The organism is Acinetobacter sp. GQ146 (genome assembly GCF_059758585.1).
Window position 1 is genome coordinate 108,931 of sequence record NZ_JCAXDV010000006.1, and the last position, 26,927, is coordinate 135,857.

18 protein-coding genes are annotated in these 26,927 nt (G+C 42.3%); 14 read left to right on the forward strand and 4 right to left on the reverse strand.

From position 1 onward, the window contains the following. The first annotated feature begins 231 nt into the window (after nucleotides 1-231). The 10 genes from AC6CHI_RS11280 (at nucleotide 232) to AC6CHI_RS11325 (ending at nucleotide 11,651) form a co-directional block, all read left to right on the forward strand. Nucleotides 232-876, forward strand: a complete 645-nt coding sequence (locus tag AC6CHI_RS11280) for a YitT family protein (protein WP_498121345.1) — start codon at nucleotides 232-234, stop codon at nucleotides 874-876. A 126-nt stretch (nucleotides 877-1,002) separates the two neighbouring features. After that, nucleotides 1,003-1,494 (forward strand): Lrp/AsnC family transcriptional regulator, encoded by a 492-nt coding sequence (locus AC6CHI_RS11285; RefSeq protein WP_498121346.1) that lies wholly within the window; start codon nucleotides 1,003-1,005, stop codon nucleotides 1,492-1,494. 168 nt (nucleotides 1,495-1,662) lie between these two features. Next, entirely contained in the window at nucleotides 1,663-3,252 is a 1,590-nt protein-coding gene (locus tag AC6CHI_RS11290; protein WP_458892970.1) for a peptide chain release factor 3, read from the forward strand. A 99-nt stretch (nucleotides 3,253-3,351) separates the two neighbouring features. Then, nucleotides 3,352-4,176, forward strand: a complete 825-nt coding sequence (locus AC6CHI_RS11295; RefSeq protein WP_458892969.1) for a hypothetical protein — start codon at nucleotides 3,352-3,354, stop codon at nucleotides 4,174-4,176. Between the two features lie 62 nt (nucleotides 4,177-4,238). Continuing rightward, nucleotides 4,239-5,192 carry an RsiV family protein gene (locus AC6CHI_RS11300; protein WP_498121347.1) on the forward strand — a complete coding sequence of 318 codons (954 nt, stop codon included), beginning with the start codon at nucleotides 4,239-4,241 and terminating at the stop codon, nucleotides 5,190-5,192. Between the two features lie 11 nt (nucleotides 5,193-5,203). After that, nucleotides 5,204-6,025 (forward strand): TatD family hydrolase, encoded by an 822-nt coding sequence (locus tag AC6CHI_RS11305; protein ID WP_498121348.1) that lies wholly within the window; start codon nucleotides 5,204-5,206, stop codon nucleotides 6,023-6,025. Between the two features lie 112 nt (nucleotides 6,026-6,137). Continuing rightward, complete coding sequence (gene acnA / locus AC6CHI_RS11310) at nucleotides 6,138-8,894, forward strand: aconitate hydratase AcnA (RefSeq protein ID WP_458892966.1); 2,757 nt, start codon at nucleotides 6,138-6,140, stop codon at nucleotides 8,892-8,894. Between the two features lie 93 nt (nucleotides 8,895-8,987). Beyond that, nucleotides 8,988-9,794, forward strand: coding sequence for a hypothetical protein (locus AC6CHI_RS11315; RefSeq protein WP_498121349.1), 807 nt, complete (start codon nucleotides 8,988-8,990; stop codon nucleotides 9,792-9,794). Nucleotides 9,795-9,857: 63 nt separating this feature from the next. Continuing rightward, the gene (locus tag AC6CHI_RS11320; protein WP_498121350.1) at nucleotides 9,858-10,634 is read left to right on the forward strand and encodes a tRNA threonylcarbamoyladenosine dehydratase; all 777 of its coding nucleotides are present in this window, start codon (nucleotides 9,858-9,860) and stop codon (nucleotides 10,632-10,634) included. A gap of 159 nt (nucleotides 10,635-10,793) precedes the next feature. Continuing rightward, a complete protein-coding gene (locus AC6CHI_RS11325) occupies nucleotides 10,794-11,651 on the forward strand; it encodes an acid phosphatase (protein ID WP_498121351.1) in 858 nt (285 codons plus the stop codon). A 70-nt stretch (nucleotides 11,652-11,721) separates the two neighbouring features. Here AC6CHI_RS11325 and dusA read toward each other — a convergent pair whose 3' ends face one another. From dusA to AC6CHI_RS11340, 3 genes are all read right to left on the reverse strand, one after another. Further along, nucleotides 11,722-12,747 carry a tRNA dihydrouridine(20/20a) synthase DusA gene (gene dusA, locus AC6CHI_RS11330; RefSeq protein WP_498121352.1) on the reverse strand — a complete coding sequence of 342 codons (1,026 nt, stop codon included), beginning with the start codon at nucleotides 12,745-12,747 and terminating at the stop codon, nucleotides 11,722-11,724. Between the two features lie 300 nt (nucleotides 12,748-13,047). Beyond that, nucleotides 13,048-14,391, reverse strand: a complete 1,344-nt coding sequence (gene hglS, locus AC6CHI_RS11335) for a 2-oxoadipate dioxygenase/decarboxylase HglS (RefSeq protein WP_498121353.1) — start codon at nucleotides 14,389-14,391, stop codon at nucleotides 13,048-13,050. An 810-nt stretch (nucleotides 14,392-15,201) separates the two neighbouring features. Next, entirely contained in the window at nucleotides 15,202-18,135 is a 2,934-nt protein-coding gene (locus AC6CHI_RS11340; RefSeq protein WP_498121354.1) for an FAD-binding and (Fe-S)-binding domain-containing protein, read from the reverse strand. 306 nt (nucleotides 18,136-18,441) lie between these two features. Here AC6CHI_RS11340 and AC6CHI_RS11345 point away from each other — a divergent pair, with 306 nt between their 5' ends. Next, on the forward strand, nucleotides 18,442-19,356 hold the full coding sequence (locus AC6CHI_RS11345) for a LysR substrate-binding domain-containing protein (RefSeq protein ID WP_458892941.1): 915 nt from the start codon (nucleotides 18,442-18,444) through the stop codon (nucleotides 19,354-19,356). 185 nt (nucleotides 19,357-19,541) lie between these two features. Here AC6CHI_RS11345 and AC6CHI_RS11350 read toward each other — a convergent pair whose 3' ends face one another. Further along, nucleotides 19,542-21,986: an arylsulfatase gene (locus tag AC6CHI_RS11350; RefSeq protein ID WP_498121355.1), complete on the reverse strand. Its 2,445-nt coding sequence runs from the start codon at nucleotides 21,984-21,986 to the stop codon at nucleotides 19,542-19,544. 796 nt (nucleotides 21,987-22,782) lie between these two features. Between AC6CHI_RS11350 and AC6CHI_RS11355 the strand changes: the two genes are divergently transcribed. The 3 genes from AC6CHI_RS11355 to AC6CHI_RS11365 all read left to right on the forward strand — a co-directional run bounded on the left by AC6CHI_RS11355 (nucleotide 22,783) and on the right by AC6CHI_RS11365 (nucleotide 26,875). Next, nucleotides 22,783-24,048: an anaerobic sulfatase maturase gene (locus AC6CHI_RS11355; RefSeq protein ID WP_498121356.1), complete on the forward strand. Its 1,266-nt coding sequence runs from the start codon at nucleotides 22,783-22,785 to the stop codon at nucleotides 24,046-24,048. Nucleotides 24,049-24,191: 143 nt separating this feature from the next. Further along, a complete protein-coding gene (locus tag AC6CHI_RS11360; RefSeq protein ID WP_498121358.1) occupies nucleotides 24,192-25,742 on the forward strand; it encodes an arylsulfatase in 1,551 nt (516 codons plus the stop codon). Between the two features lie 488 nt (nucleotides 25,743-26,230). Further along, a complete protein-coding gene (locus tag AC6CHI_RS11365; RefSeq protein ID WP_498121359.1) occupies nucleotides 26,231-26,875 on the forward strand; it encodes a hypothetical protein in 645 nt (214 codons plus the stop codon). Nucleotides 26,876-26,927 lie beyond the last annotated feature (52 nt).

The window sequence follows — 26,927 nt, forward strand, 5'->3', positions numbered from 1 at the left end:
ATGCACCATTATGTGCAATAAAATTAATTTAATGCATGTTTTGTGCTTAATTGCGGTATAGAAAGATCGTGGCTAACAACGGTTGCTTCTAGGTTTAAAGACCGCTGAAAGGTGCGTAAATCACGGGATTGAATGAAATATTAATGCCGAAATGACTGATAAATGCTTAAATATTTCATTATGGTATAAAATTTGCATTATATTTGCGTATTGTATGTCTTGGATTTATTTATGGACAACCAACCTTTATCAAATTCTGCCGTTTTGGCATCTCTCCCAGCGCCTATGTCCCATTCTAAAGTCGAAGATGTCGTGGCTTTATTTATTGGCACCTTTTTGCTGTCTTTTGCAATCAATATCATCCAACAGGGCGGTATTATGACCGGTGGTACCGCAGGTTTAGCGTTGTTACTGCATTACGTGTTTCATCTGTCCTTTGGCACCCTGTTCTTTGGTATCAATATTCCATTTTTTTATTTGGCGTATAAGAAAATGGGGTTGCAAGTGGTGTTGAAAACCATGGCTGCGATTGGCTTGGTCTCGGTTTTTGCCGAATTCAACCCGGAATTTTTTAGCCTGAAAAATATCCATCCCGTGTATGCCTCGTTGATTGCCAATATTATTCTGGGTGTGAGCTTCCTAATTTTATTTCGGCATAAATCGAGTATGGGCGGGATTAATTTATTGGCGATGTTCTTGAACGAGAAATACGGTATTTCTGTGGGGAAATTCCAGATGTTTGTCGATATCAGTATTTTGATTGCCTCAGCATTCTTCGTCGATCTTCACCTGTTACTGATTTCGATTATGGGGGCCGTGGTCTTGAACATGATTATTGCTATGAATCATCGTAAAGATCGTTACGTGGCTTCTTAAGCACTGTTTTAGGGAGAGTAGCGCCAAACAGATTGGATTTGTTTTTCTCTCCCTGTTTCTATAAAGTAGTTTGCAGCGAAAAACGCGTTTTTTCAGCAGTTTGATAACAATATTCTGGGATAGATGATGAGCGAAGAACTGGACGATTACGATCGTAAAATTATTCAGCAATTACAGCAAAATGGTCGTTTAACCAATCAGGAGCTGGCAGAGCTGATCGGTCTTTCAGCATCGCAATGTTCACGTCGTCGTGCCACACTGGAACAGAAAAAAATTATCACTGGTTATTATGCGCAAATTGCCTTAAAAGCCGATCCATCTCCGATTACAGGCATGATCGAAGTCAGTATTCGTAATCATTACGATGCGGGTTTTGATAAGTTCCTCGAGTTTATTTTGGATGAACCGCGCATTCGCGATGCCTATAAGCTCACAGGCACCTCAGATTTTTTACTCAAAGTGGCGGTCAAAAACTTAGATGAGATGTCGCAATTGATCAGTAAAATTTCCTCACATCAATTTCAGATTAATGACATCACCACTTCTATTGTGCTGGAAAAACTGAAAGAAAACTCGATTGTGTTATGCAATCCTGCAGCCAATACAGAAGCACCTTAAATACGGGTTTGGGTTTGGTCTAATTGCAGGCCAAACCATTCAGCATGAAAGCAATAGAAGAAAAACGATTCTTACGCTACAATTGAGCCTATTTTTGTCTCACCTGACAGTGACCTGCCACGCGCAAATTGCGTGAAAGCCGCTGTGTACAAATTGCAGATTTCCCCAATGTTCAAAGATCAATTATTGAAAGAAGTCGCGGCTCGCCGAACTTTTGCGATTATTTCCCACCCCGATGCGGGTAAAACCACCATGACAGAAAAACTGCTGTTATGGGGTAAAGCCATTCAGGTTGCGGGGATGGTAAAAAGCCGTAAATCAGACCGTGCGGCGACCTCGGACTGGATGGAAATGGAAAAAGAACGTGGTATTTCCATTACCACCTCTGTGATGCAGTTTCCATATAAAGACAAGATGATCAACCTCCTGGATACCCCAGGACACGAAGATTTCTCGGAAGATACCTATCGGACCTTAACCGCGGTTGACTCTGCACTCATGGTGATTGACGGTGCAAAAGGGGTCGAGGACCGAACCATCAAATTGATGGAAGTCTGTCGTATGCGTGACACACCGATTATTTCTTTCGTGAACAAAATGGACCGTGAAATCCGTGAGCCGCTCGAGCTTTTGGATGAAATTGAAAACGTTCTAAAAATTAAATGTGTACCCATTACCTGGCCGCTGGGTTCAGGTCGTGACTTCGCTGGGGTGTTTAACCTGATCGAAGAAAAATTCTATGTGTATAAAGCCGGTTTTGGCTCAACCATTACCGAGATTGAAATCCGAGAGGGTTATGATCATGCCGATCTGCGCGAAAAAGTCGGTGAGTTGGCTTGGGCGGCATTTGAAGAGTCTTTAGAACTGGTACAAATGGCCAATGAGCCTTTAGACCGCGAAGAGTTTTTGGCGGGTCGCCAAACGCCAGTGCTGTTTGGTACGGCTCTTGGTAACTTTGGTGTCGATCATGTGCTAGATGCCTTTAGCAATTATGCCCCTGAACCGAAGGCACATCCGACTCAAGACCGTAAAGTCGAAGCGACAGAAGAAGGCTTCACAGGCTTTGTGTTTAAGATTCAGGCCAATATGGATCCGAAACACCGTGACCGTATTGCCTTCATGCGTATCTGTTCTGGTAAGTATGAAAAAGGCTTGAAAATGAAACACGTCCGGATTGACAAAGATATCCGGATTAGTGATGCCTTAACCTTCCTTGCAGGGGATCGTCAGCATCTTGAAGAAGCATGGCCGGGCGATATTATTGGTTTACATAACCACGGCACCATTCAAATTGGCGATACCTTTACTTCAGGTGAAAAGCTGCAATTCACAGGAATTCCGCACTTCGCACCGGAAATGTTCCGCCGTGTACGTTTGAAAGATCCGCTTAAATCTAAGCAGCTACAAAAAGGTCTGAAAGAGTTGTCTGAAGAAGGCGCAACCCAAGTCTTCATGCCGCAAAACAGCAATGACTTGATTGTCGGTGCGGTCGGTGTGCTTCAGTTTGAAGTGGTGGCGTACCGTTTGAAAGAAGAATACAAAGTCGACTGTATTTATGAGCCAGTGAGCATCCATACCGTACGTTGGGTTTCTTGTGATGATGACAAGAAATTCAATGAATTTAAGAAAAAGGCACATGACCAGTTGTCGGTCGATGGTGGTGGGCATTTAACCTATCTTGCACCGAGCCGTGTGAACTTACAGCTTATGCAAGAGCGCTATCCAGACATCGTGTTCCGTAATACGCGTGAACACTAAGTGAAGTGTAAAAACAGTCTCTTTCGGAGGCTGTTTTTACTTGGGAATGATCTATTTTCAGAGCAAGGTTGCATTGAGGCAACCCAATGTGTGGCGGCAATGAAAAACAACAACATTATTCATCTTTCAGTTTTACTCTGCATCGGTATGAGCTTGTCTGGCTGTGACACTTCTTCAAAGTCGCAAGATGAGGAGCAGAACTCGCCTGCCTCCATTTTTAACAGCGATCAAGCTGAAGTTTTGCCGTATTTACATATTCAGCAGCAACCAGCCAAAATCGCATTACCTTTCTGCGAAACCAAGAATTGTATTGATATCGACATTCAAACCCTGAAAACTCAGGATGAGTGGTTAAATGCGTGGATCGCCAAAAATCAAGCGATGGTGATTCAAGATCAGATTGGCTTAAAGCAGGACATGAGCCTGCAACAGGCAGTCAATGCTTATGTGAAACAGTCAGATGCATGGCAGGCCAAGTATTCGAAAAATCCCGCTTATCAATTGGCGCTTTATACTCGCATTGCCTATCAACGCAACCAATATGTGCTGTTACAACTGGGCGTAGACAGTAAGCAAGAAGAAGTTAAAGTAAATGAGCGTTACTACTTTGCCGTGGCTGACCGTAAAAAACAGCAAGGGCTTAGCCTACTTGACATTGTCGAGCCAAAGCAGCAACTTTATATGAATGATTTGGTTCAAAAAGCCTATCAGCAATGGTGGCAACAACAAACTGCCGAAGTGCGACAGCAAGCCCCGAAAAAACTGTATTGGGGGCAGGCAGATTGGTTTTTTGACAGTGAGGGCATTGGTTTGCATTACCGTAGTCAGCAAATTGCACAAGATGCGAAACAATTGGATATTTACCTGAACAAAGCACAAACACAACAGGTGTTAAAAGCCGATATCTATCAAGCGATGTTTTAGGCAAAATGCTGCTATGTAAGGCGCATGCAAGCTCAATTGAAAAGAGGATAGGTTTGAATCAGATGACAAAAAATAAAACACTCTGGACACTGAGTCTATTGGCAACAGCGGTGATGCTTACGGCGTGTCAACCCAAGAAAGCGGAGTCGGAAAATGTGGAAACGGCTGCATCTGCGGCAGTAGCACAAGAACAGGCGCTTCAGCTAATTGGGGATTCAGAAAAATTACAACTCAACTTGCCTGAGTGTGATGGTAAAAATTGCCCTGAACTGATCATTGAACGTTTAAGCAGTAATCAACCGTTTATTGATGCTTATATGGATGCCGAAATTTTAAAACAGGTGGAGCAGATTCTTGCCGTTTCGCCAGAATTACCTGCCGAGCAGGCGGCTTCCATGGCAAACACCGCTGCGGCATCGCAAGCCAGTGTTCAAGCAGGCTTGACCGTGAAACAACAGCTTGAGCAACAATTACAACCCTATAGCTTGGCCTTGCTCAAGCTCGATCAGGAAATCAAGGCGCTAAGTTCAAACCATAAAATTAGTGTCATGGTTAAGCCCACCATTTTGAATGCCAAAGGGCCATTGGTGACGGTGGTATTAAATAGCAGTAGCTATTTAGGCGGTGCACATGGTGCCTCGGCACAGCAATATTACAATTTTGATTTAGAACAGAAAAAACTGGTCAAGCTGGATGAAATTCTGGTTGCAAATCAGCGGGCAGCTTTAGAAAAACAGGCACATGAAGCCTTTAAGGCTTGGGTAATCGAATCTAAACTGGCCAATGATGTTGCAGAGTATGAGCAAGCTTGGAAGTTTAAATTGACCGATAATTATTATTTAAGTCCGCAAGGTTTGATTTTGCAGTATGGTGAATATGAGATCGGTCCTTATGTGGTCGGTTTGCCACGTCTCACCATTCCTTATGACCAGCTTCAAGGCGTTCTGAAGCAAGCGTATTTACCTGCGGCTGCGACTGAAGTTCATGCCAGTGCGGCAAGTGAAGCAAGCCGCTAACAGGACTTGATATGCTGCTCCCTTTGTTTGATACACATACCCATTTTGATGTGCCGGATTTCGATGCCGATCGGGAGCAGTTGGCGCATCAGGCAAAAGCGGCAGGGGTTGAGGCCTTGGTGCTGATTGGTTTTGTTGCATCCCGCTTTCCCGAGTTAGTACATACCCAGCAATGGCTGAATCAGTTGTCTCAGGCACCACGGGCTTATTTGGCTCCTGGTTTGCATCCTTATTATATTGAACAACATCAAGCTGAGCACTTAGACCAGCTTGAACAGTTGCTACAACAGCAGACGTGTGTGGCAGTGGGGGAAATTGGTTTAGATACCTTTTTAGCTGAGCATAAACAGCCTGAAATTTTTGCCAAACAGCAGGATTATTTTCAAGCACAACTGCAACTTGCCAGCCAGTATCAGAAACCGGTTTTGCTGCATATTCGTAAAGCCCATGCTGAAAGCCTGACGATTTTAAAAAAACAAAAATTCCAGTTGGGAGGCATTGCTCATGCCTTTAGTGGCGGGGTAGAAGAAGCCAAGGCCTTCATTAAACTCGGTTTTAAAATTGGAGTCACAGGGCAAATCACCAATCCGAATGCCAAAAAACTGCATCGGGTGGTTAAAGCCATTGGTGCCGAGCATCTGGTGTTAGAAACCGACTGTCCCGATATGACACCGCTCTGTTGCCAAGTCTCTAGCCAAGCGCGCACGCGCAATACCCCAGCCAACTTGCCTTATGTATTACAAGGTTTGGCACAAAGTTTACAGATAGAAGAACAGCGGTTGGCAGATCAGCTGTGGCTGAATACTCAGCAGTGTTTAAGGTTGACACATTAAAAATCAGACTGGCTAAAATTACTAATCCACAACATTAAATGCTGCATTTTCACCTACATTATTAAAAGTAGAATGGAATAAAAAATAGCCATGCAAGCCGGAGGAAGCACCTATGGCAAAGTATAGTCAGATAAATAGTTTTAATGCATTGCAGCCTTTTTCAGTCGGTTCAAATACCTATCAAATTTTTAGTCTTGCACGCGCCCAGCAGCAATTGGGCGATCTATCCCGACTCCCCAAGTCATTAAAAGTCTTATTAGAAAATTTATTAAGATTTGAAGATGGCGTGACGGTCAAGTATGCCGATATTTTGGCGATTGTCGAATGGCAGCACACCCGAAGCTCGGAACAAGAAATTCAGTATCGGCCGGCGCGAGTGCTGATGCAGGATTTCACTGGGGTACCTGCTGTGGTCGACCTTGCCGCGATGCGTGCCGCAGTAGCGCAAGCAGGGCGGGATCCGAAGATGATCAATCCTTTATCGCCTGTAGATTTGATCATTGACCACTCGGTGATGGTTGATCACTTTGCCAATGCGCGGGCTTTTGCAGAAAACGTTGAAATTGAAATGCAGCGTAACGGAGAGCGTTACCAGTTTTTACGCTGGGGACAGTCCGCATTTGACAATTTTAGTGTGGTACCGCCAGGTACAGGGATTTGTCATCAGGTTAATTTGGAGTATTTGGCTCAAGCGGTCTGGTTAGGGGAGTCTGATGGCCAGACGTTTGCCTTTCCCGATACCTTGGTCGGTACAGATTCGCACACCACTATGATTAATGGTCTAGGGGTTTTAGGTTGGGGCGTCGGTGGGATTGAAGCCGAAGCTGCCATGTTGGGGCAGCCGATTTCCATGTTGATTCCGGAAGTGATTGGTTTTCAACTGACGGGAAAATTATGTGAAGGCATTACTGCAACCGATTTGGTGCTCACCATTACCCAAATGCTACGGCAAAAAGGGGTGGTCGGTAAATTTGTTGAATTTTATGGTGATGGTTTGGCGGATTTACCCTTAGCCGATCGCGCTACGATTGCCAATATGGCCCCTGAGTATGGGGCAACATGCGGTTTCTTCCCGATTGATGACGTGACTTTGGCGTATATGCGTTTAACGGGGCGTAGCGATGAGCGTATTGCCTTGGTGGAAGCCTATTGTAAAGAACAAGGACTGTGGCGCAATCAAGGCGATGAACCTGTCTTTACCGATACCTTAAGTCTGGATATGTCGACGGTGGCTGCTAGTGTGGCTGGTCCAAAACGTCCGCAAGATCGGGTTTTGCTGGCTGATGTGCCTGAAACCTTCGATGCTTTAATGGCCTTAAGTTTAAAACCTGAAAAAGAAGATAAAGCTCGTTTGGAAAATGAAGGAGGCGGAGGCACAGCCATTGATGCGAAAAAATCCAATATCACTCATGAAAGTGCTTTTTGTGAAATAGACGGGAAACAATATCCATTGGTCCATGGGGATGTGGTGATTTCTGCGATTACCTCGTGTACCAATACGTCAAACCCTAGTGTCATGATGGCTGCGGGATTGTTGGCCAAAAAAGCGATTGAGAAAGGTCTACAGCGTAAACCTTGGGTGAAAAGCTCTTTGGCACCGGGCTCCAAAGTGGTCACCGATTATCTCAATGCAGCAGGGTTAACCCCCTATCTGAATCAACTGGGCTATAACCTCGTTGGCTATGGCTGTACCACCTGTATTGGTAATTCAGGGCCGTTGCCAGAACCCATAGAAGAAGCCATTAATTGTTATGATTTAAATGTGGCCTCAGTTCTATCGGGTAACCGTAATTTTGAAGGTCGGGTACATCCACTGGTCAAAACCAATTGGCTGGCTTCACCGCCATTGGTGATTGCTTTTGGCTTGGCAGGGAATATTCGTTTGGATTTAACTACGCAACCGATTGGGCAAGGTATACATGGCGAGGCGGTATATTTAAAAGACATTTGGCCGAGCCAAGCCGAGATTGATGAAGTCTTGCAGAAAGTGAATACCGAGATGTTCCATAAAGAATATGCTGCGGTGTTTGAAGGGGATGCCAATTGGCAGGCGATCCAAATTCCACAAAGCCAAACCTATGCCTGGGATGAACAATCGACCTATATTCGTCATCCGCCTTTTTTTGCCGAGATTGGTCAACCGTTAAAATCGCTGCACAATATTGAACATGCCCGTATTTTGGCTGTTCTGGGCGATTCCGTGACCACCGACCATATTTCCCCAGCAGGGAACATTAAAAAGGACAGTCCTGCGGGACGCTATTTGCAAGAGCATGGGGTAGAGCCGAAAGACTTTAACTCCTATGGTTCACGTCGAGGGAATCATGAAGTGATGATGCGCGGGACTTTTGCCAATATTCGGATTAAAAATGAAATGTTGGGCGGGGAGGAAGGCGGCAATACGCTGTATATTCCAACCGGAGAAAAGCTGGCCATTTATGATGCCGCGATGCTGTATCAAGCAACCAATACCCCGTTGGTGATTATTGCTGGTCAGGAATATGGTACAGGCTCATCACGTGACTGGGCGGCAAAAGGCACCAATTTGCTTGGCGTTAAAGCGGTTATCGCAGAAAGTTTTGAGCGGATTCATCGTTCAAATCTGGTGGGAATGGGCGTGCTACCGTTGCAGTTTATGTCGGAGCAGAATCGTCACAGTTTAAATCTGACAGGACATGAATGTATTTCAATTTTAGGCTTGTCAGATGATTTGACACCACATCAAACCTTCGAAGTGGAAGTGACTCGTACCGATGGTTCGCGGGATTCATTCCCTGTGCTGTGCCGTATTGATACTCTCAATGAAGTGGAATATTTCAAAGCGGGTGGGATTTTGCATTATGTACTGCGACATCTGATTGCGAGTTAGCCTAAGTCGCTATTCAATCATCAAGTACCAGAGTCTTGATTTTTAAGGCTCTGGTATGATTCATTTAGAAAACAAAATTTTAAGATCACTTTTATGTTGAAATTTTTATTGGCAGGTTGTGTATTTCTTTTTCCTGCTTGGGGGTATGCAAAACCTCAAACCCTAATATTACAAAAACAAAAAATCACAGCAGCACAGCGTGAAAGCCTGTGTGCTCAACTCAAGATTTCCTGTCAACCTGATGCGACATGGCAACTCTATCAAGTCCCCAATCAAAGCAAGCATCACTATGTGATTGCGCAATTGCAAATGTTTGAACTGGAGCGCGGCACTCAGGGTTATCAATTACACAACCATTGGGACTTTTCAGGCTATCAACCACTCAGTCAGACCCCGCATTGGACGGTGGAGGGAGTGAGCACAACAGAAGATCGACTGGATGCCCAAGGTAAATTTATACAACCTGAAGCATTGCATATTTATCCAGCCTTATTTCCTGTGAATGAACAAGCTTATAGCATTGCCCTGATTCAACGCTGGGAGGAAATGTACTCGGGTGGGGGCATGCGTGAAGAGGTGGCCGACTTTGTACAACTCAAGCCTCAGGGCAAATACCAACAGATTTTCCAGAATATCCCGTTTTATGTCTCTCGTATGATTCGTGCCTGTTTTTCGGAGCAAGATTATGCTCAGTCCAATGGCAATTGTCATGATTTAGAAAAACTGGTGTTGAATATTGACTATCAGCAGCCTTACATCTGGCAATTGAATTATGATTATGTCCGCACTTTATCGCCATCTTCCGATCAGCAACCCGCCATCAATCAAAGAAAATCGTTTCGCTTAACCCGCAACGATCCAGAGGCGATCAAGATTCCGCAGGCTTGGACAACATATTAAGATTCGATTCGGTGATTGAGTTTGCTAAAATAGGCGCGTTACTTTTTTCGATTTGATTGCCCCATGACTGATTTACTCCTAGATGATGAATATGACCGCCGTTTTGCTGGCGTAGCCAAAATTTATGGAGATAGCACCTTTCACGCCTATGAAAACAGTCATGTGATGGTGATCGGCATTGGTGGGGTAGGCTCTTGGGCTGTTGAAGCTTTGGCGCGTACCGGTGTGGGCGAGTTAACCCTGGTGGATATGGATGTGGTGGCTGCATCCAATATTAACCGTCAACTGCCTGCGATGAGCTCCACCTTAGGTTGTGAAAAAATTGAAGTGATGGCGGAACGTTGTCGTTCGATTAATCCAAAAATTAAAATTAATCTGATTGATGACTATTTAACGCCAGAAAATGTGCAGGCCGTGCTGGCCAATACGCCGGATTTAATTCTGGACTGTATTGATGATGTCAAAGCCAAATTGGCACTGATGCTGCATTGCCGATTTAATAAAATTCCGCTGATTGTTTCGGGTGGTGCGGGCGGTAAACTTGACCCATTGAAGATTCGCGTGGCAGACCTGTCGAAAACCGAACAAGACCCGATGTTGGCCAAATTACGTGCCCAACTGCGTGCTAAAGGCATCTGTAAAAAGCCGAAAGACAAATTTGGCATTACTTGCGTCTATTCAATTGATAACCCGTTTTCCAGTGCCGATGTCTGTCCAAGTGCGGGCTTACGCTGTGGTGGCTACGGTTCGGCAGTGGTGGTGACTTCTAGCTTTGCCATGATTGCAGTTGCGGAAGTCTTGAAAAAGTTAGAAGCCATTCAGGCGAAAAAAAATAGCTAATCGAATCATTGCAGCACTACGAGCATGGGACAAATCCAAACTGGGGAGCAAGCCGCATTTGCTTCCTAGATTATGCTATGTTGATGATCAGGCAATTCTCATCTACAGCTGAATAAACAACGAAAATAACATAAGAAAAAACAGAGAACAGAGGTGGCTATGACAATCATAAAACCGATCGGGATGCTGCTGCTGAGCTTCGCAACAGCGCTGACTTATGCAGAAAGCAGCAGCTATGAAAAAGAATTACTTGCAACCCATCAAGGCTATTTAAAGTCATCTAGGCTGGATAGTTCTTTAATCTTACCTGCACCCCCTGCGGCAGGTTCAGTCACGCAAGCCAATGATGAATTTATTAATAAAAATGCCTTGATGCTGTATGGTTCCGAGCGTTGGGTGCAGGCAGGTTATGACAGTAATTTATATTTTCCTAGTGCAGCCAAAGCCTTTTCGTGTGCTGCCAATGTGGACATTAGTAAAGAAAAGACTCCGACCATTTATAAAATGTTAGAACTGTCTTTGGTAGATTTGGGGTTGTCATCCTATGCCGCAAAAAATAAATATCAACGCGCACGCCCGTTCATGAGCAATGGTCAGGGGATTTGTGAAATTTCTGCCGCAGACCGTGAAAAGTACGGCATCACTTATAGCGAAGATAAAGAGAAGTTATCTACCGATGGTTCATATCCTTCGGGGCATTCAACCATTGGTTGGGGCTGGGCACTCATTATGAGTGAAATTGCACCGCAGCGTGCCAATCATATTTTCTTGCGCGGACGTGCTTTTGCCGAAAGTCGCTTGGTGTGTAATGTGCACTGGCAAAGTGACATCATCGAAGGCAAGAATATGGCCGCGATGACCGTAGCGCAGTTGCATACCGAAAAGCAGTTCTTAAAAGATCTGGAAAAAGCACAAAAGGAATATCAGGCTGCGCAGCGTAAGGGTGATGTACCAGCCCCAGCCTCTTGTGAATTTGAGAATAAAGCGTTGTCGACCACCGTCGGCTCAGTCATGTAAATGAAAACACTCAACCTAGATAATCAAAAAGCTCAATCCAAGATTGAGCTTTTGTATTTAAGTGTAGGCATTAAGGTTGAACTTGATGTTCAATCAAATAATCTTCAGTGCGCTTCATGGCTTCTTTAATGTTTTGAATGGCATTTTCCACATCCGCAAAGGTTTTGGCATTACCACCACTTAAAGCCTGACGCCATTTTCTGGCACCTGGTAAGTTTTGGAATAAACCTAATATATGACGGGTGAGAATTGAAAGCGGTGCGCCTTCCGCCATGCGTTTAGCAATATACGGCAGCATTTGCTCCATAATCTCAAAACGGTCAGGCGCATCTAACTGCCAAAGTTGCCCGAGTTCTGCCAGTAGGTAGGGATTGTGGTAGGCTTCGCGACCAATCATCACCCCATCGACATGCTGTAAATGCTGCTGGGTTTCTGCAAAGGTTTTGATCCCGCCGTTAATTTCAATCAGCAGTTGCGGACGTTCTTGTTTCAGGCGATAGACATCTTCATAGCGCAGTGGCGGGACTTCACGGTTTTCTTTTGGTGATAAGCCCTGAAGTAAGGCAATGCGGGCATGTACAATAAAGTTATTACAGCCAGTTTTTGCTACGGTATCGACAAAATGCAGCATTTCTTCATAAGAGTGCATGTCGTCAATGCCAATACGGTGTTTTACCGTCACGGGGATGTCCACCGCATTACGCATTGCAGCAATACATTCTGCCACCAAGTCAGGTTCCGCCATTAAGCAGGCGCCAATTTTATTGTTCTGTACGCGGTCGCTCGGGCAGCCGACATTTAAGTTGATTTCATCATAGCCCCAGTCTTGCGCCATTTGGCTACAGGTTGCAAGATCTTTCGGGTTTGATCCGCCTAGTTGCAACACAATCGGATGTTCTTCGTGATTAAAGTCGAGATGACGTTTGGCATCGCCAAATAAAATGGCACCTGTAGTGACCATCTCGGTATATAAAATGACATTCGGGTTAAACAAGCGCGCAAAAAAACGATAGTCCTTGGTGGTCCAATCCATCATCGGGGCAACAGAAATACGCGGAAGCTGGGAGAGATCAGCGTTCGGTTTTAACTCAGACATGCAAGAACCTATCAGAATGGGCTGCTCACCGAGCGAAGACAAGTGTGAGACCAGCGCAACAGAATTTAACAAGATGAAGGGTCGCTATAGTGCAAAAAATACAATAAAAAGGCAAGAAATAGCAGAGAGGGTTTTGTTAATTGTGATGGCTGCATATAGAGCTAAAGGTAAAGAAGATGGTTGCTGAAACGAAAGTTTTCGAACCTTTAAACTAGTAATAGTTGAATTAAGCATTTGGCTTTATTTGAGGGAATACCGTCAGACCTAAACCTGACGGTATGTATTGTCTTAAAACATTATTTATTTAAAACATAAAGCGAGTGATTCACGTTGAGTTTTTTCATACAGTGCCATTTCATCTAAAACAGGCGTACCGAGGGACTGCTCAAATAATTTTTGATTAGAGTTTTGGTGATATTGGTTCTGTGCAGCATCGCCTAGATTGGATTGAAAAATACCTGCAGCGGACACTGGAAGAAAGTCTTCATAGACGATTGGCTCAATTAAAATTGATCCATTCTCTATCAGCGTTTCTAAATCATTGATGTTGGCTGCGCTATGTAAGGGTTTAGCCGGTATAAAGTTAAAATATGCAAGTTTCTCTTTATAAAGATCAACATAGTTATCAGGGAATTTTACAAATTCCTCTTCTAAGATACGTGTGTATTCCGCAGCATTTGCATCATCGGGTGCTTTCCCTAAGCGCTCACGTGCTTTGCTCAGTAAAGTGTCATAAAGCGCTCTTCCTTTAGGCGTGAGGGCAACACCCCGTTGTTCGATTTCACCAAATCGAGCGGTATGTGAACCTGCTTCAGCAATAAAGGCCACTTTTTCATTTAGTGCTTTAAAACTGGTTTGGCGTAAAAGAATTGGACATTTTCTACGAGGAGGGCCTTCAATAATCGCTTTTGCTGAGATGCCTTTTCGCAACATTTCACTTTGCACAGTATCAATATCTAATGTGCGAGGTGTTAAATGGTTAATATGCGGACCTTTAAAAGCGACCACATCTGCAATTAAACGATGTTGATCATGGAGGGCTTGATAGAGTTCTTTTGAGACTGGCGCTTCAGTATGCCAACGGAAAGTTTCTAATACTTCCAGAATAAATTCATCGGCATCTTTTGCATCGAGGCCATTTTGCTGTTCAAACTTTTCCAAGAGCTGTATCGCACGCGGAGTAAAGATTTGGCGTTTTTCTAAGATTTTTGCGGCTGTTTCTCTTAATGTACTATCTTGAATTAGTTCTAAGCGTAAGAGTGAAGTGAATACACGGAAAGGGCTTTGGTTCAGTTCATCAATTTCCGTTGCACGGAATGCTGTTGCATGTACGGGTACACCTGCAGGGACTAAATCATAATAGCCTACGGGTGACATGCCCATAACACGGAAAACACGACGAATGATATTTAACTCTTCTGCTTTACCTAGACGTATAGCACCATGTCGTTCTTCATGTAATCTTTGCAGTTGGTTGGTTTGTTCTAATTGTTTTTTTAATTCTGAAGATTGATCCAATGTGACATTATTGACATCCGTTACCAATTCGATGAGATCTCCATAAAGAGGCACTTCGTTTTGATACATTTTTGACATTAAATTGGCGAATTTTGATCGAATTTCACTTGAACTAACCCAAGACATAATTAAATTTCCTTATATAAATCCTATGCAGTTGTTTGGAGGATATCTATCACTTTTACCTACGGGAAGATACGACATATCTAATATTTTGATATGTATAATTTTTTTCCACTTTAGTGTGACGCTCTCTTTTCTATTGTGAATTTCATCGGCTTGCATGCAGTATGACTGTGGCATAGCCAAAAATTCACACGCTGTGAAATGTTGGAGAATGTTTATAAATTTAAAGCCTGTTTATGCCTGCATCAAACGAATTAAACTACTTTAGCTCTTCATTTTTTTCATATATCCCTTTGTGAAATCAGTTTAGGGCTTATTTCTATAAAAAAATAATGAATATCAATAGATGAAAATAATGCGGGTACGTTGAGTCATGATTTTTGTGGCGTGCATATTGAGATGAAAAAGACCAATTTGATCCATTACTATTGTCTTGCAAGATGCTGCATCGACACCAAGATGCTTGGCATGAAATGATTCGGCGATAAAAGGTTTGCACAGCATCTTTCAACTCAATGAACTACATGCCGGTATAGCAAGACTTAACAAATTTACAGAATTCGGCACACCTTACAGCCGAGTTGTAGCTTTAACTGAGTTGAGCTTTGTTTTTTAGATGTTTGTGCGACTAAGCCAGAACAGGCGATCAATTCTGGAACTGTATCGTGTTTGAAATTAACTTCCTCGCAAGCAAGTTAATTTCTTATACTCTCAGGATGATTCAACTCGTTTTAAGCAAGTTATTTGGATCAACGCATAGAAAATTTAAGCGTGATTTATTCATTTACCACGCTCTTCTAATGTATAAATTTAAATGACATTCATCAGGATTTGAATAGGATGCTTGGTGGTTTTGAGCTCTAATCTTTTGATCTGGCTACGGCATGAATATCCTGTCACAAGAAATTGATCGCCCAGATTCTCATATTTTTCTTTCCATGATTGTTCATAAATCCCTTCTGAAAGATGCAAGTGTTCTGCCTCATGGCCATATGTCCCCGCCATACCACAGCAGCCCAATGCTAAAGGTTCGAGTTGAAGCCCAAAGTGTTGAAAAATTTGTTGCCATTGTGAAGTAGAAGCAGGAAGCTGCGTTCTTTCTGTACAATGTCCTGCAAGGTAATAAGTGGGTTGAGTTGACCTTTGAATACCTGAACGGGGACTTTTATCAAGCTGCTTTACTAACCATTCTTGCAGCATCAGTACCTCAAAATTACTGGTTGGTATTTCGCTAGAATATTTCATTTTATATTCTTGACGAAATACCAGCGTCATCGCTGGATCAATGCTGATTAATGAGAGACCCGACAACGCTGCTTTATTTAATAAACGGATACTGTGCAGGCGTTTTTTTTCAAACTCGTCTAAAAAGCCATGTACATGTAAGGGTTTACCATTAGGGAAATATGGAAGAATATAAGGCGTGATTCCCAGTGCTTTGATAAATTGAATGGTTTCAATCAGAACAGGGGTGTCAAAATAGCGTGTAAAAGCATCTTGAATAAGAATAACAGCATTGTCTTGAGCTGCATTTTCTAAGTTGCTTAAATCTTTCTCTATCAGTATCGCACCATATTTTGTTAGGTTTTCTTTCGCTTGAGGGTGAAATAAAGGAATATCTACAACTTTGAATAAATCACGTTGTAAATTTTTTATGAATTTTAAATTTTGAATAAAATTATAAGTTTTTGGAAAACTGGCCAGCATGGGCAAAAAGTTTTCAAGGTTACTGATTAAATAATCACGTAAGCCTCGACGGTATTTCGTATGGAATTTTTGTAGAAACCGAGCTTTACTATCAGGAATATCCACTTTCACAGGACACTGTCCTGCACATGATTTACAGGATAGACAGCCATGTAAAGAATCATAAACTTCTTTATCAAATGAGCTGGTATTTTCCCCCGTGTTTTCTCGTCTGAGCCACTCTTTAATCAGTGTGGCGCGTCCCTTTGGAGAATGGATACGATCTCGGGTAATTTTATAGGACGGGCACATCGGGTCATTTTGATCGAAGTTAAAACATGCTCCATTTCCATTGCAGTGCATTGTGGTGCTAAAGGCTTTCCAATTGAATAAATCAATTTGCCGATCATTAGCGCCACGTAGAGGACTCTCAAGTAATCGAATAAGTTTAGATTCTGGCTGAGTATCTGGAGTGGCAATTTTTCCAGGATTTAATTGATTCAGAGGATCAAAGAGCCCTTTGACTTTTTGTATTAATGGGTAAGATTCCCCAAAGAATACAGGGGCATACTCTGATCTTAGACCTTTGCCATGTTCGCCCCAAATTACGCCACCATACTTATGGGTGAGTTCAACGATATGATCGCTAATGAATTGAACAATTTGAGCAGAAGCTAGTTCTTTCATATCAAGCAATGGTCGAACATGTAAAACACCGGCATCTACGTGACCGAACATGCCATAATCTAAACCTTGAGCATCCAGTAAGTTACGAAACTCTGCAATATAGTCGGCTAAATTTTCGGGAGGAACCGCGGTATCTTCAACAAAAGGTTGAGGCCGTTTTTCTCCAGTGACATTACCAAGCAGTCCGACTGAACGCTTGCGCATCGCATAGACATCAGTTATTTCTGTTTCGCCCTGAGCAATGGTTACACTCAAGCGTTTTACACTTTGATCATGATTTAAATGTTCTAAAAACTCTTGTTTTAAAGTATTTAATTCTGATTCTGTTTCAGCATTAATTTCTACCAGATTAATCCCTTGAGTGGCTACAGTCTGTTCAGGAAAATAACGCGCTACTTTTTGCCAGACAATATCATTCTTAGCGAGGTTTAAAACTTTGGAGTCTACCGTTTCAATGGATAGCGGGGCTAATGTCATTAATGCTTTTGCATCTTTTAAAGCATTTTGAAAGTTATCATACCCAATATTAATCAATAATCTAAACTTGGGTATAGGGAGCACATTGAGAGTCGCTTCGGCGATTAAACCCAACGTTCCTTCGCTTCCACAGAGAATATTATTAATATTAAATTGATTGTTTTTATATAAGGCGGGCAGATCGTAACCCGTTAATGAACGATTTAATTTAGGAAAACATCGTTCAATTAATGCTTGATGATTCGAAACAATATTAAAAAGATCCTGAAATAATTTCTGTTGAAATGGCGATTTTCTTTCAAGTTCACTTTGCCAATCACGCATATCAATCGCTTTTGAATCCAGAATTTCCCCAGAAACTAAGACCGTTTTTAACTCAATCACATGATGATGGGTTTTTCCATAAAGGCAACTTCCTTGACCGCTTGCATCGGTATTAATCATTCCACCAATGGTGGCTCGATTAGAGGTCGACAATTCTGGGGCAAAGAATAATCCATATTTTTTTAATTCAAGATTTAATTGATCTTTGACCACACCGGCTTGCACTGTTGCGGTTCGATTGATGGGGTCAATATGTAAGATCTTATTCATATGTTTAGATAGATCTACAACAATCCCATCCGTTAAGGATTGTCCATTCGTTCCTGTGCCGCCTCCTCTAGGCGTAATTTTTAGCGCCTTAAATTCATCTTGTTTAGAAATATGCATAATTAACTGTAAATCATCAATATTCTTAGGAAAAATAATGATTTGAGGTGTGAGTTGATAAATTGAATTGTCTGTAGAAAACACCTGTCTGGCAGCTTCAGAAGTATCAATATCTCCTTGGAAAGAAGGTTTTAATTGATCTATAAAAGCATTTACGGCTAAATTTAGTGCTAGTTTTGTCATATCTCAAACAGTTAATTAGAGGCGGAGGTTAAATTCAAAAAACGAATTTATTTAATAGTTCCATGTTCTTCTTAACAAGCGAAGAAATTTGGTATGGTTATTCCTTTTTTTCATAGATTTTTGGATCAGTCATCTGGGTAATTTCCACCTAGGTATTTATTTTTATTTTTATATGGTTTTTTGAGTCAGTGCTTTTAATCAGCTTTTCTTATACAAATAAGAAATTATTCATTGTGAATCAGGCAAAATTTCTGCATTAGTACGGTAAGATTGAAGGAATAGTAATGGAAGTCTATAAAGCAATATATGGAAAACTTTAAGTCTAGTAATTACCCTTCAACTACGGCCTTAAGATGTTTTGATGCTTCGGCAAAGTTCATGAGCTTTACTAAAGCAGCTCAAGCTTTGAATATGACCCAAAGTGCGGTAAGCAAACAAATTTCAAATTTAGAAGAGACTTTAAATACAATCCTATTTGAACGCTCTCGTTCCGTACAAGCCTTAAAATTGACCCCAGCGGGTGAGCTTTTTCTCATTGAAACCCAAAAGATTTTAAACCAAATTGAAATTTCTGTTCTTAATCTTTTAACCAGCAACAGCGAGAATCAGACTTTACATATAGCGACACATCCATCTTTTTGTGCCAGAATTTTGGTGCCTGCATTAAAAGACTTTAATAAAATTTATCCACATATTCACTTAGATATTCAGGAACAAATTTCTTCTTCTGAAATTGACAGAAGTCAGATAGAAGTTGCTTTTCTCTATGGGGATGGGGTTTGGCGAGATATGACGAGTATCAAACTTTTTGATGAAGAATGTATCGTCGTTGCGTCACCAGAGCTTATTGCAAAACCTTTCGATTCATTACAGCAATTTAGCCAATATTCTCTATTACAATTGCGCTCTCGGCCTAGAGATTGGACAAATTACTTTCAGCTGCAAGAAAGTGAGTTGGATAAAGCATTATTGGGCCCTAGAATTGATACCATTCATTCTTGTATTCAAGCTGCTTTATTGGGAAGTGGACTAGCGCTCGTACCAAAGTTTTATGTCAAAATGGCATTGATGAAAGGTGAACTTATCCAAGTCTGGCCATATAGTTTAAAAAGCACTCAAGCCTATTACATGGTTTATCCCACTTCGATGTCGCAAACGCAGAAAATCTCGATCATCGTGAGTTGGATCGATCGATATTTTAAAATGTATAAAGATTTATAATTTTTCTGTACTGAGATTTGAATTCAATCAAACCATTCTAACTGTACTTTTTTTCTCAACGCCAGTAATACGCCCAATCAGCAGGTGGAGTGAATCTGGTCTTTAAAGCTGCATAAGTTGGGTAAAGCATTGAGCTTTACTGAAGGGAATACCGTCAGGTCTAAACCTGACGGTATTTATTGCAATTAGTTTTTCAGGTCAACCACAACTTTGTGGATTTCTCCAGTGAATTTAAACGGTACTTTGTAATCTCGAACAATCGGAGTACCTGTATCTTCGCCAATATCAAAGGTTTCGTCTGAACTCACACGTACGGGTACAGTGCCTTCAATACGTCCTTTGGCCACTTCTTTACCATCGACAAACAGCGTTGCCATACCGCCTTTACCTGTGCCACCACCATCATAAGCGAAGTCGACTTTAACGATGTGCTTACCAGCAGAGAGTTTGTTTGGTGCTTGTACTTTGTATTTATCTTTTGGATACAGTGAACGCGCATACAAGAAAGTAGGTTTACCATCCATCAGTAATAAGGCATTACCACCAAAGAATCCACCTTGGGTCATCACAATACCATTTGCACCACCTTCAGGAATGTTCACATCGGCTGTAATGCTATAAGAGCGGTTTTTCATGTCAGGCGCAATGCCTTCAGTGATACGTGTGGTCCCTTCATAGTAGGTATAAGCGTTACGACCCACGTTATGTTGCGGACGGTTTTCTGGTTGAGCACGTTCAAGATAACGGTCATCAAGTGGGAAGACTTTATTTTTCTCAGCTTCTTGCGTAAACAGTTTTTGAAGTTCTGCGAGCTTTTCAGGATATTGTTCTGCAAGGTTTTTCGATTGTGTAAAGTCTTTTTTCAGATTGTAGAGTTCCCACTTGTAATCATTGACTGTAGCCGGTTTTTCCGAAAGTTTATTACTCCATGGACCAATGACGGGTGTCGTATTCGCCATCCAGCCATCATGATAAATGGCACGGTTGGCAATGATTTCAAAGTATTGTGTTTTGTGACGTTCAGGGGCAGTCGCACTATCGAAGGTGTACATGAAACTTGTACCATTCATTGGTACTTGTTTGTTGCCATTGATGCTGGTTGGTGCTGGAAGCTTGGTCGCCTCAAGGATGGTCGGTACAATGTCGGTAATGTGCACGAATTGGCTACGAATTTGCCCAGTTTGTTTGATGCGCGCAGGCCATGAAACCACCATTGACGTTTTGGTACCACCTAGGTGCGAAGGAATTTTCTTATCCCATTGGTACGGGGTATTCATCGCATGTGCCCAACCACGTGCAAAGTGGTTTTGCATCCATTGCGTACCAAACTCATCAATATGATCAATCATATATTGTTTTTCGTCTGGGAGATGGTTGGCAATGACACTGATCTCACTGGTCACCCCGATACCGTCTTCAGATGGATCTTCCGCACTACTACCATTGTCCCCTTGAATAAAGATAATCAGGGTATTGTCTAGCTCACCCATTTTGTCAATAGAGTCAATGAGTCGACCAATTTGATAGTCCGCATGTGCCAATGCCGCAGCATAGGATTCCATTTCACGGGACACAACTTTTTTCATGTCAGGAGAGAGATCTGCGAAACGACCATAGATTTCTGGGGTTGGATTGAGTACGGCATCTTTAGGAATAATGCCCATTTTTTTCTGGCGCTCGAAGGTTTGCTTACGCAGTTCATCCCAGCCCATATCGAATTTGCCCTTAAATTTATCTCGCCATGCTTTAGGGGCATGGTGAGGCGCATGGGCGGTGCCTGGTGTGTAGTAGGCAAAGAACGGTTTGTCAGGGGAAACCGACTTTTGCGTCTGAATCCATTTAATGGCGTGATTCGCTAAATCCTCATCTAAATGGTACGAATCTTCTTTGCCGAGGTATGGATCTATCGGTTTGGTACCTTCATAAATGGCAGGGCGGAATTGGTGTGCATCGGCACCTAAGAAACCGTAGAAGTATTCAAAACCCAGACCTGTAGGCCAAAGTTGAAAGGGGCCTGCGGATGTGGTTTGCCAGTCAGGCACGTTGTGGTTTTTACCAAACCAAGATGTACCATAGCCGTTGTCTGTCAGGATTTCGCCAATGGTGCCTACACTTTTCGACATTAAGCTGTGTTGACCTGGGTAAGGTGTCGAAAGTTCCATGATGATCCCTGTCGAGCCAACATGGTGGTTACGACCTGTGATCAGTGCTGCACGTGAAGGTGAGCTGAGGGCAGTGGTATAGAAGTTGTTATATTTCAGACCATGTTGTGCCAATTTGTCATAAGTTGGCGTTGGAATGGCGCCACCAAAGGGTTGTGTTGCACCAAAGCCGACGTCATCGGTCATAATCAGCAGGACGTTCGGTGCGCCTTTGGGTGCAGAGACTTCAATTGGCCAAGCGGCTGGATCAGAACTTTCGATGGTTGAAGCAATTTTGCCAACTTTTTGATAGGGTGCAATCGGGAGGATGGTTCGATCAAATACGACATTTGCTGCTGCTTGTTTATCCACTTCAGCTTGAGTTGGGCGTGCCATGGCCTCAGCCAAGGGAAGTAAGGCAAACGTGAGTGTGAGCACACCAGTATTAAACTGCCGAAGCCCATAAAGAAAGGGTGATCTTGGATTCATATTGAACTCCCATTTATTATAATTCACTGTAATAAAAATAAAGCTATAGATGCATATCGGCATTAGTTATACGGTGTGCTGTTATGCAGTGTTCTTATAAATTAACCACACGATAAAATTAGCATAAATTTTGATCACACCATAGAGGTGTACAATAGATGATCAAAAAAATAATGATTTTGGTTGCGTATGAGAAGCTTGATGATTCAAGCAAATGAACAGGCTAAACATCTGAGATGAGGTTTGTGCATTTCATTGCGAAGTGAGTCATGAATGGCTCGGACGCTTGATGATATGTTTTTAGCCAGTAGTAGATTGATTAATATCAATAATTGATACCAACGTAAAAATGGCGATGAATTTTTGCAGTGTGAATGATGGGGATTGTTAATTTAAAAAATCAGGATGTGGGATCGCGAGCGATATTGAAAAATCTACCCTATACGAGGATTTAAAAACTTGCTCCAGACCTCAATAGATAGTTTACATACTAGACAAATATGATCAGTGAAAACGCCATATCTGGAAATATAAGTAAGTGACTTTTTATATGAAAATGAAAGCGAATACTTAATGATCAATTCAGAATGACTTTTATATCAGTCATCCATCGACCCAAGAAAACAAGATTTTGGTAAGTTTTTAATCATTACTTTTTTTATACGATAAAAGCAGCATAAAAGTTTTATAGGGTATACAAATAAAACCTTGCTCACACTTTTTTGTTTGTTTAGTATCAAACTAGAAAACAATGAATTACCTATAAGATCATAACAACATGGGGGCTCTATAAAAGATGCGCATAATACCGACACAAGCCGAAAGCCCACCGTTAAGAACCATGCAAATCAAGGGACAGACCTATCGTTATCATGTGATGATCAAACCTTCAGGTGCGCAGTGTAATTTGGACTGTAGCTACTGCTTCTATTTGCATAAACAAGACATGTTGCATCAACCCAAAACGCCACGCATGGCAGAATCGATGCTGGAACTGCACATCAAACAATATATTGAAGCCCAGACAGGCGATGAAATTGTTTTTAGTTGGCAGGGTGGCGAACCAACGTTAATGGGCTTGGCTTTTTTTGAACGCGTCGTTGAGCTACAGCAAAAATATAAAAAGCCAAAGCAACGCATCGAAAATGACTTACAAACCAATGGCACCTTGCTAGATGAAGACTGGTGTGCCTTTTTAAAGAAACACAACTTTCTGGTCGGTTTATCCATTGATGGTCCTGCAGATTTACACGACATTCACCGCTATAACAAAGGTGGCAAACCAACGCATGCCAAAGTCATGCATGCCGCAGCACTCCTGCACCAATACCAAGTTCCGTTTAACGCACTCTGTGTAGTCAATCGCGACAATAGCAAAAGAGCACTTGAGGTCTACCGCTTTTTGCGTGATCAAGTTAAACCCTACATGATTCAGTTTATTCCGGGTATGGAAAGTGCCCAGTTCCAACAAACCGCACCCGGACACTGGAAACCGCAAGACTTACCACAACTTGGCAGCTCAGCAGCGCAACCTGGTACAGCAGATTCGGTGGTTACCGACTGGTCGATTGCCGCAGATGACTGGGGCATATTCCTCTCAACCGTGTGGAAAGAATGGCTAACGCATGACTTTGGGCAAGTCTTTATCGACCAGTTTGAAAATGTCATTTCCATGATGTTTGGCTATGGTCCACAGAAATGCGTCTCGGGACAAATCTGTGGCAAGTCACTGGCGGTCGAACACAATGGGGATCTGTTTTCCTGTGACCACTTTGTTTATCCCGAATACAAGCTGGGCAACATTCAAGAGATTCATCAGGGCGATCTGGTCTTTTCAGAACGCCAAAAGAAATTTGCCTATGCCAAGTCGAATAGCCTGCCTGAATATTGCCGCAAATGTCCTTATCTGCAACTGTGTTGGGGGGATTGCCCGAAAGACCGCTTCTTAAAGACGCCAGATGGAGAGCGTGGATTGCATTACCTGTGTTCAGGCTTAAAGAAATTTTTTCATACCGCAACCACATCGAAGCATGAGATTGCGAAACGTTTACAGCCACAATAAAAGACCCGTTGTAACAGAAGTCGAATAAGTTATTTTTAGTTTCAAATAAAACGTAGCACCAAAACAAGGCTGAGAAAAACTCAGCCCAGTGACATAACAAAACTAGATGAGCTTTATAAAAATCCGAATCAGGAGAATAGAGAATGAAGAAAAGTATACTCGCACGTTCCGTCGCCTTAATGGGGGGAGCCTTGTTATCAGCGGCTGCACTTGCCAAGCCACCGAATATTTTAATTATTTTCCCTGATGATGTCGGCTGGTCAAATGTGAGTGCTTATGGGCAAGGCGTCATGGGGTATAAGACCCCAAACATTGACCGTATTGCCAAAGAAGGCATTATGTTTACCGAGCATTATGCACAGCCAAGCTCGACCGCAGGACGTGCGGCACTCATTACCGGTCAGTATCCGATTCGTTCAGGTATGACCACGGTAGGGCGTCCGGGTTCGCCGCTGGGTTTAAAAGCTGCCTCTCCAACCTTGGCAGAAGTGCTCAAACCACTGGGTTATATGAATGGTCAATTTGGTAAAAACCACTTGGGTGACCGTAACGAAAACTTGCCAACCGTGCATGGTTTTGATGAGTTCTTTGGAAATCTCTACCACCTAAATACTGAAGAAGAACCAGAACAATACGACTATCCGAAAGATCCAGAATTCAAGAAAAAGTTTGGTACCCGTGGTGTATTACACTGTTTTTCCTCAAGCAAAAACGACAATACGGAAGATCCGCGTTTTGGCAAGATGGGTAAGCAGACCTGTGAAGATACCGGTGCACTGACACGTAAGCGCATGGAAACTGTGGATGATGAGTTTATTGCCGCCAGCTTAAACTTCATGAAAAAAAGTAAGGATGCCGATAAGCCATTCTTTGTCTGGTTGAACCCAAGCCGTATGCATATGTACACCCACTTACGTCCTGAGCATCGTTACTTGGCTGCAAACGTAACGAGTGAAGCCGATATGTATGGCAGTGGTGTCATCGAACATGATATGCAAATCGGTAAACTCCTGGATAACATGAAAGCCATGGGTGTGCTGGATGACACCATCGTCATCTATTCAACCGATAATGGACCAGAGCATAGTGCGAAAACGCATGGTGGAACCACGCCATTCCGTGGTGAAAAAATGACGACCTATGAAGGTGGGGTGCGCGTGCCTATGATGGTGCGTTGGCCAGGACATATTCCTGCGGGACAAGTGAAAACGGGTATTCAGGCGCACATGGATATTTTCACCACTTTGGCAGCAGCAGCGGGTAACTCTAATGTCGTCGAAGAGATGAAAAGTAAGCGTAAACAATATATTGATGGTATTAATAACTTAGATTACTGGACTGGAAAATCATCAGAAAGTAAACGTAATAATTATTTGTATTACCATGAGTCGACTTTACGTGCGATTCGCGTCAATCAGTGGAAGTTGCACTTTGAAACCAGTGCAAACTACTATGACCAATATCAAAAACAAAAATTCCCTGTGATGTTTAACATTCATATGGATCCGTACGAATCATTTGATACTATTTTAGACCGTTCACAAGTACTGCAAAGTAAACAATGGCTGAATGAGCCTGTTCAAGAAATCTTGAATGAGCATATTAAGTCATTGCAGGATTACCCACCGGTACAAAAAGCTGCAACACTGGATTTCAGTGAAGTGATTAAGCAAATGCAAGCTGGACAAGAATAGTGATCACTAAATGAAGTAGTGGGGCTAAATTGGAGTCATTCTGGTTTAGTCCCGTATGTTCCTTGTCGTTCTATCAAATACGTCTTATCAGAATCTGCTTTATCTCCTGCGCATGATCATGATGCATTCAATATACATCGTGTTTTTTATGGCAGATTATCTATCTCGTCATCATTCATTTGGGTTTGTGGATTGCTGAACCCTCACAAGCCTTGCTTCGCATATCAAATCTTTGATGGATTATCCTCTGGTACAAAAAGCGGCCACGCTTGATTTCAGCGAGTTGATTAAAAATATGCAGGCCGCTAAAAAATAAAATACTTCTGCCATGATCAAAGCAGTTCAGTTCGTTGGGCTGCTTTTTTGTTTTGATATGGCATATTTTTAAATGCCATTTTTGAACGCATCAATACTCGTTTTCTGATTGAGCAGGGTCTTCAAATTGGTTATGGTAAACAGAAGATAACAATAAAGAAAAGGAGACCAAAATGTTGGTACTCGAAGACGTGTTTAAGAATAAAAAAGCAGAGCATTCTGAAGCTTTTAATTTACGGCTGCATCGTGGCATCAGCTGGTTTAAAAAAGCCATGTTGTTAGATGCTGATTTAGATTTGAAATTCCTCACTTTATGGATTTCGTTTAATGCCATTTATGCACGTGAGGGTGCTGTACTTCAACCCCAGCAGGGAGTAAAACAGTTTTTGGCCACACTTTATCAGCTTGATGATGAGCACAAAATAGAATTTGTACTTGGGCATAAGTGTAAGCAAACCATTCATGCAATTTTAGAAAATCCATATATTTATCAGGGTTTTTGGGATTATCATAATCATAAAGTCAGCCAGCTTTCATGGAAAACAGATTTTGAGGCAGAGCAGCGGGTGGTTCATCAAGCTGTGCAAGGACGCAAGTCCGTCGATGTTTTATGTTTTGTCTTTAGCCGTTTAAACACTTTACGTAATCAGATTTTACAAGGCGGTGTCACTTACAATAGTGTGGTCAATCGTCGTTATGTCGCGGAAGGATGTACAATTTTATCGGCATTAATGCCTATTTTTATGTTTATCTTGCTAGAACATCCAATGCAATTAGACAGTGACAAGCCATTTTATCCTGTCATGCAGGTGTCTTAGGCCTGATGGAGGCTGCTTTCCTGTCTTTGCCAATATTATCGCCTAGACAGGA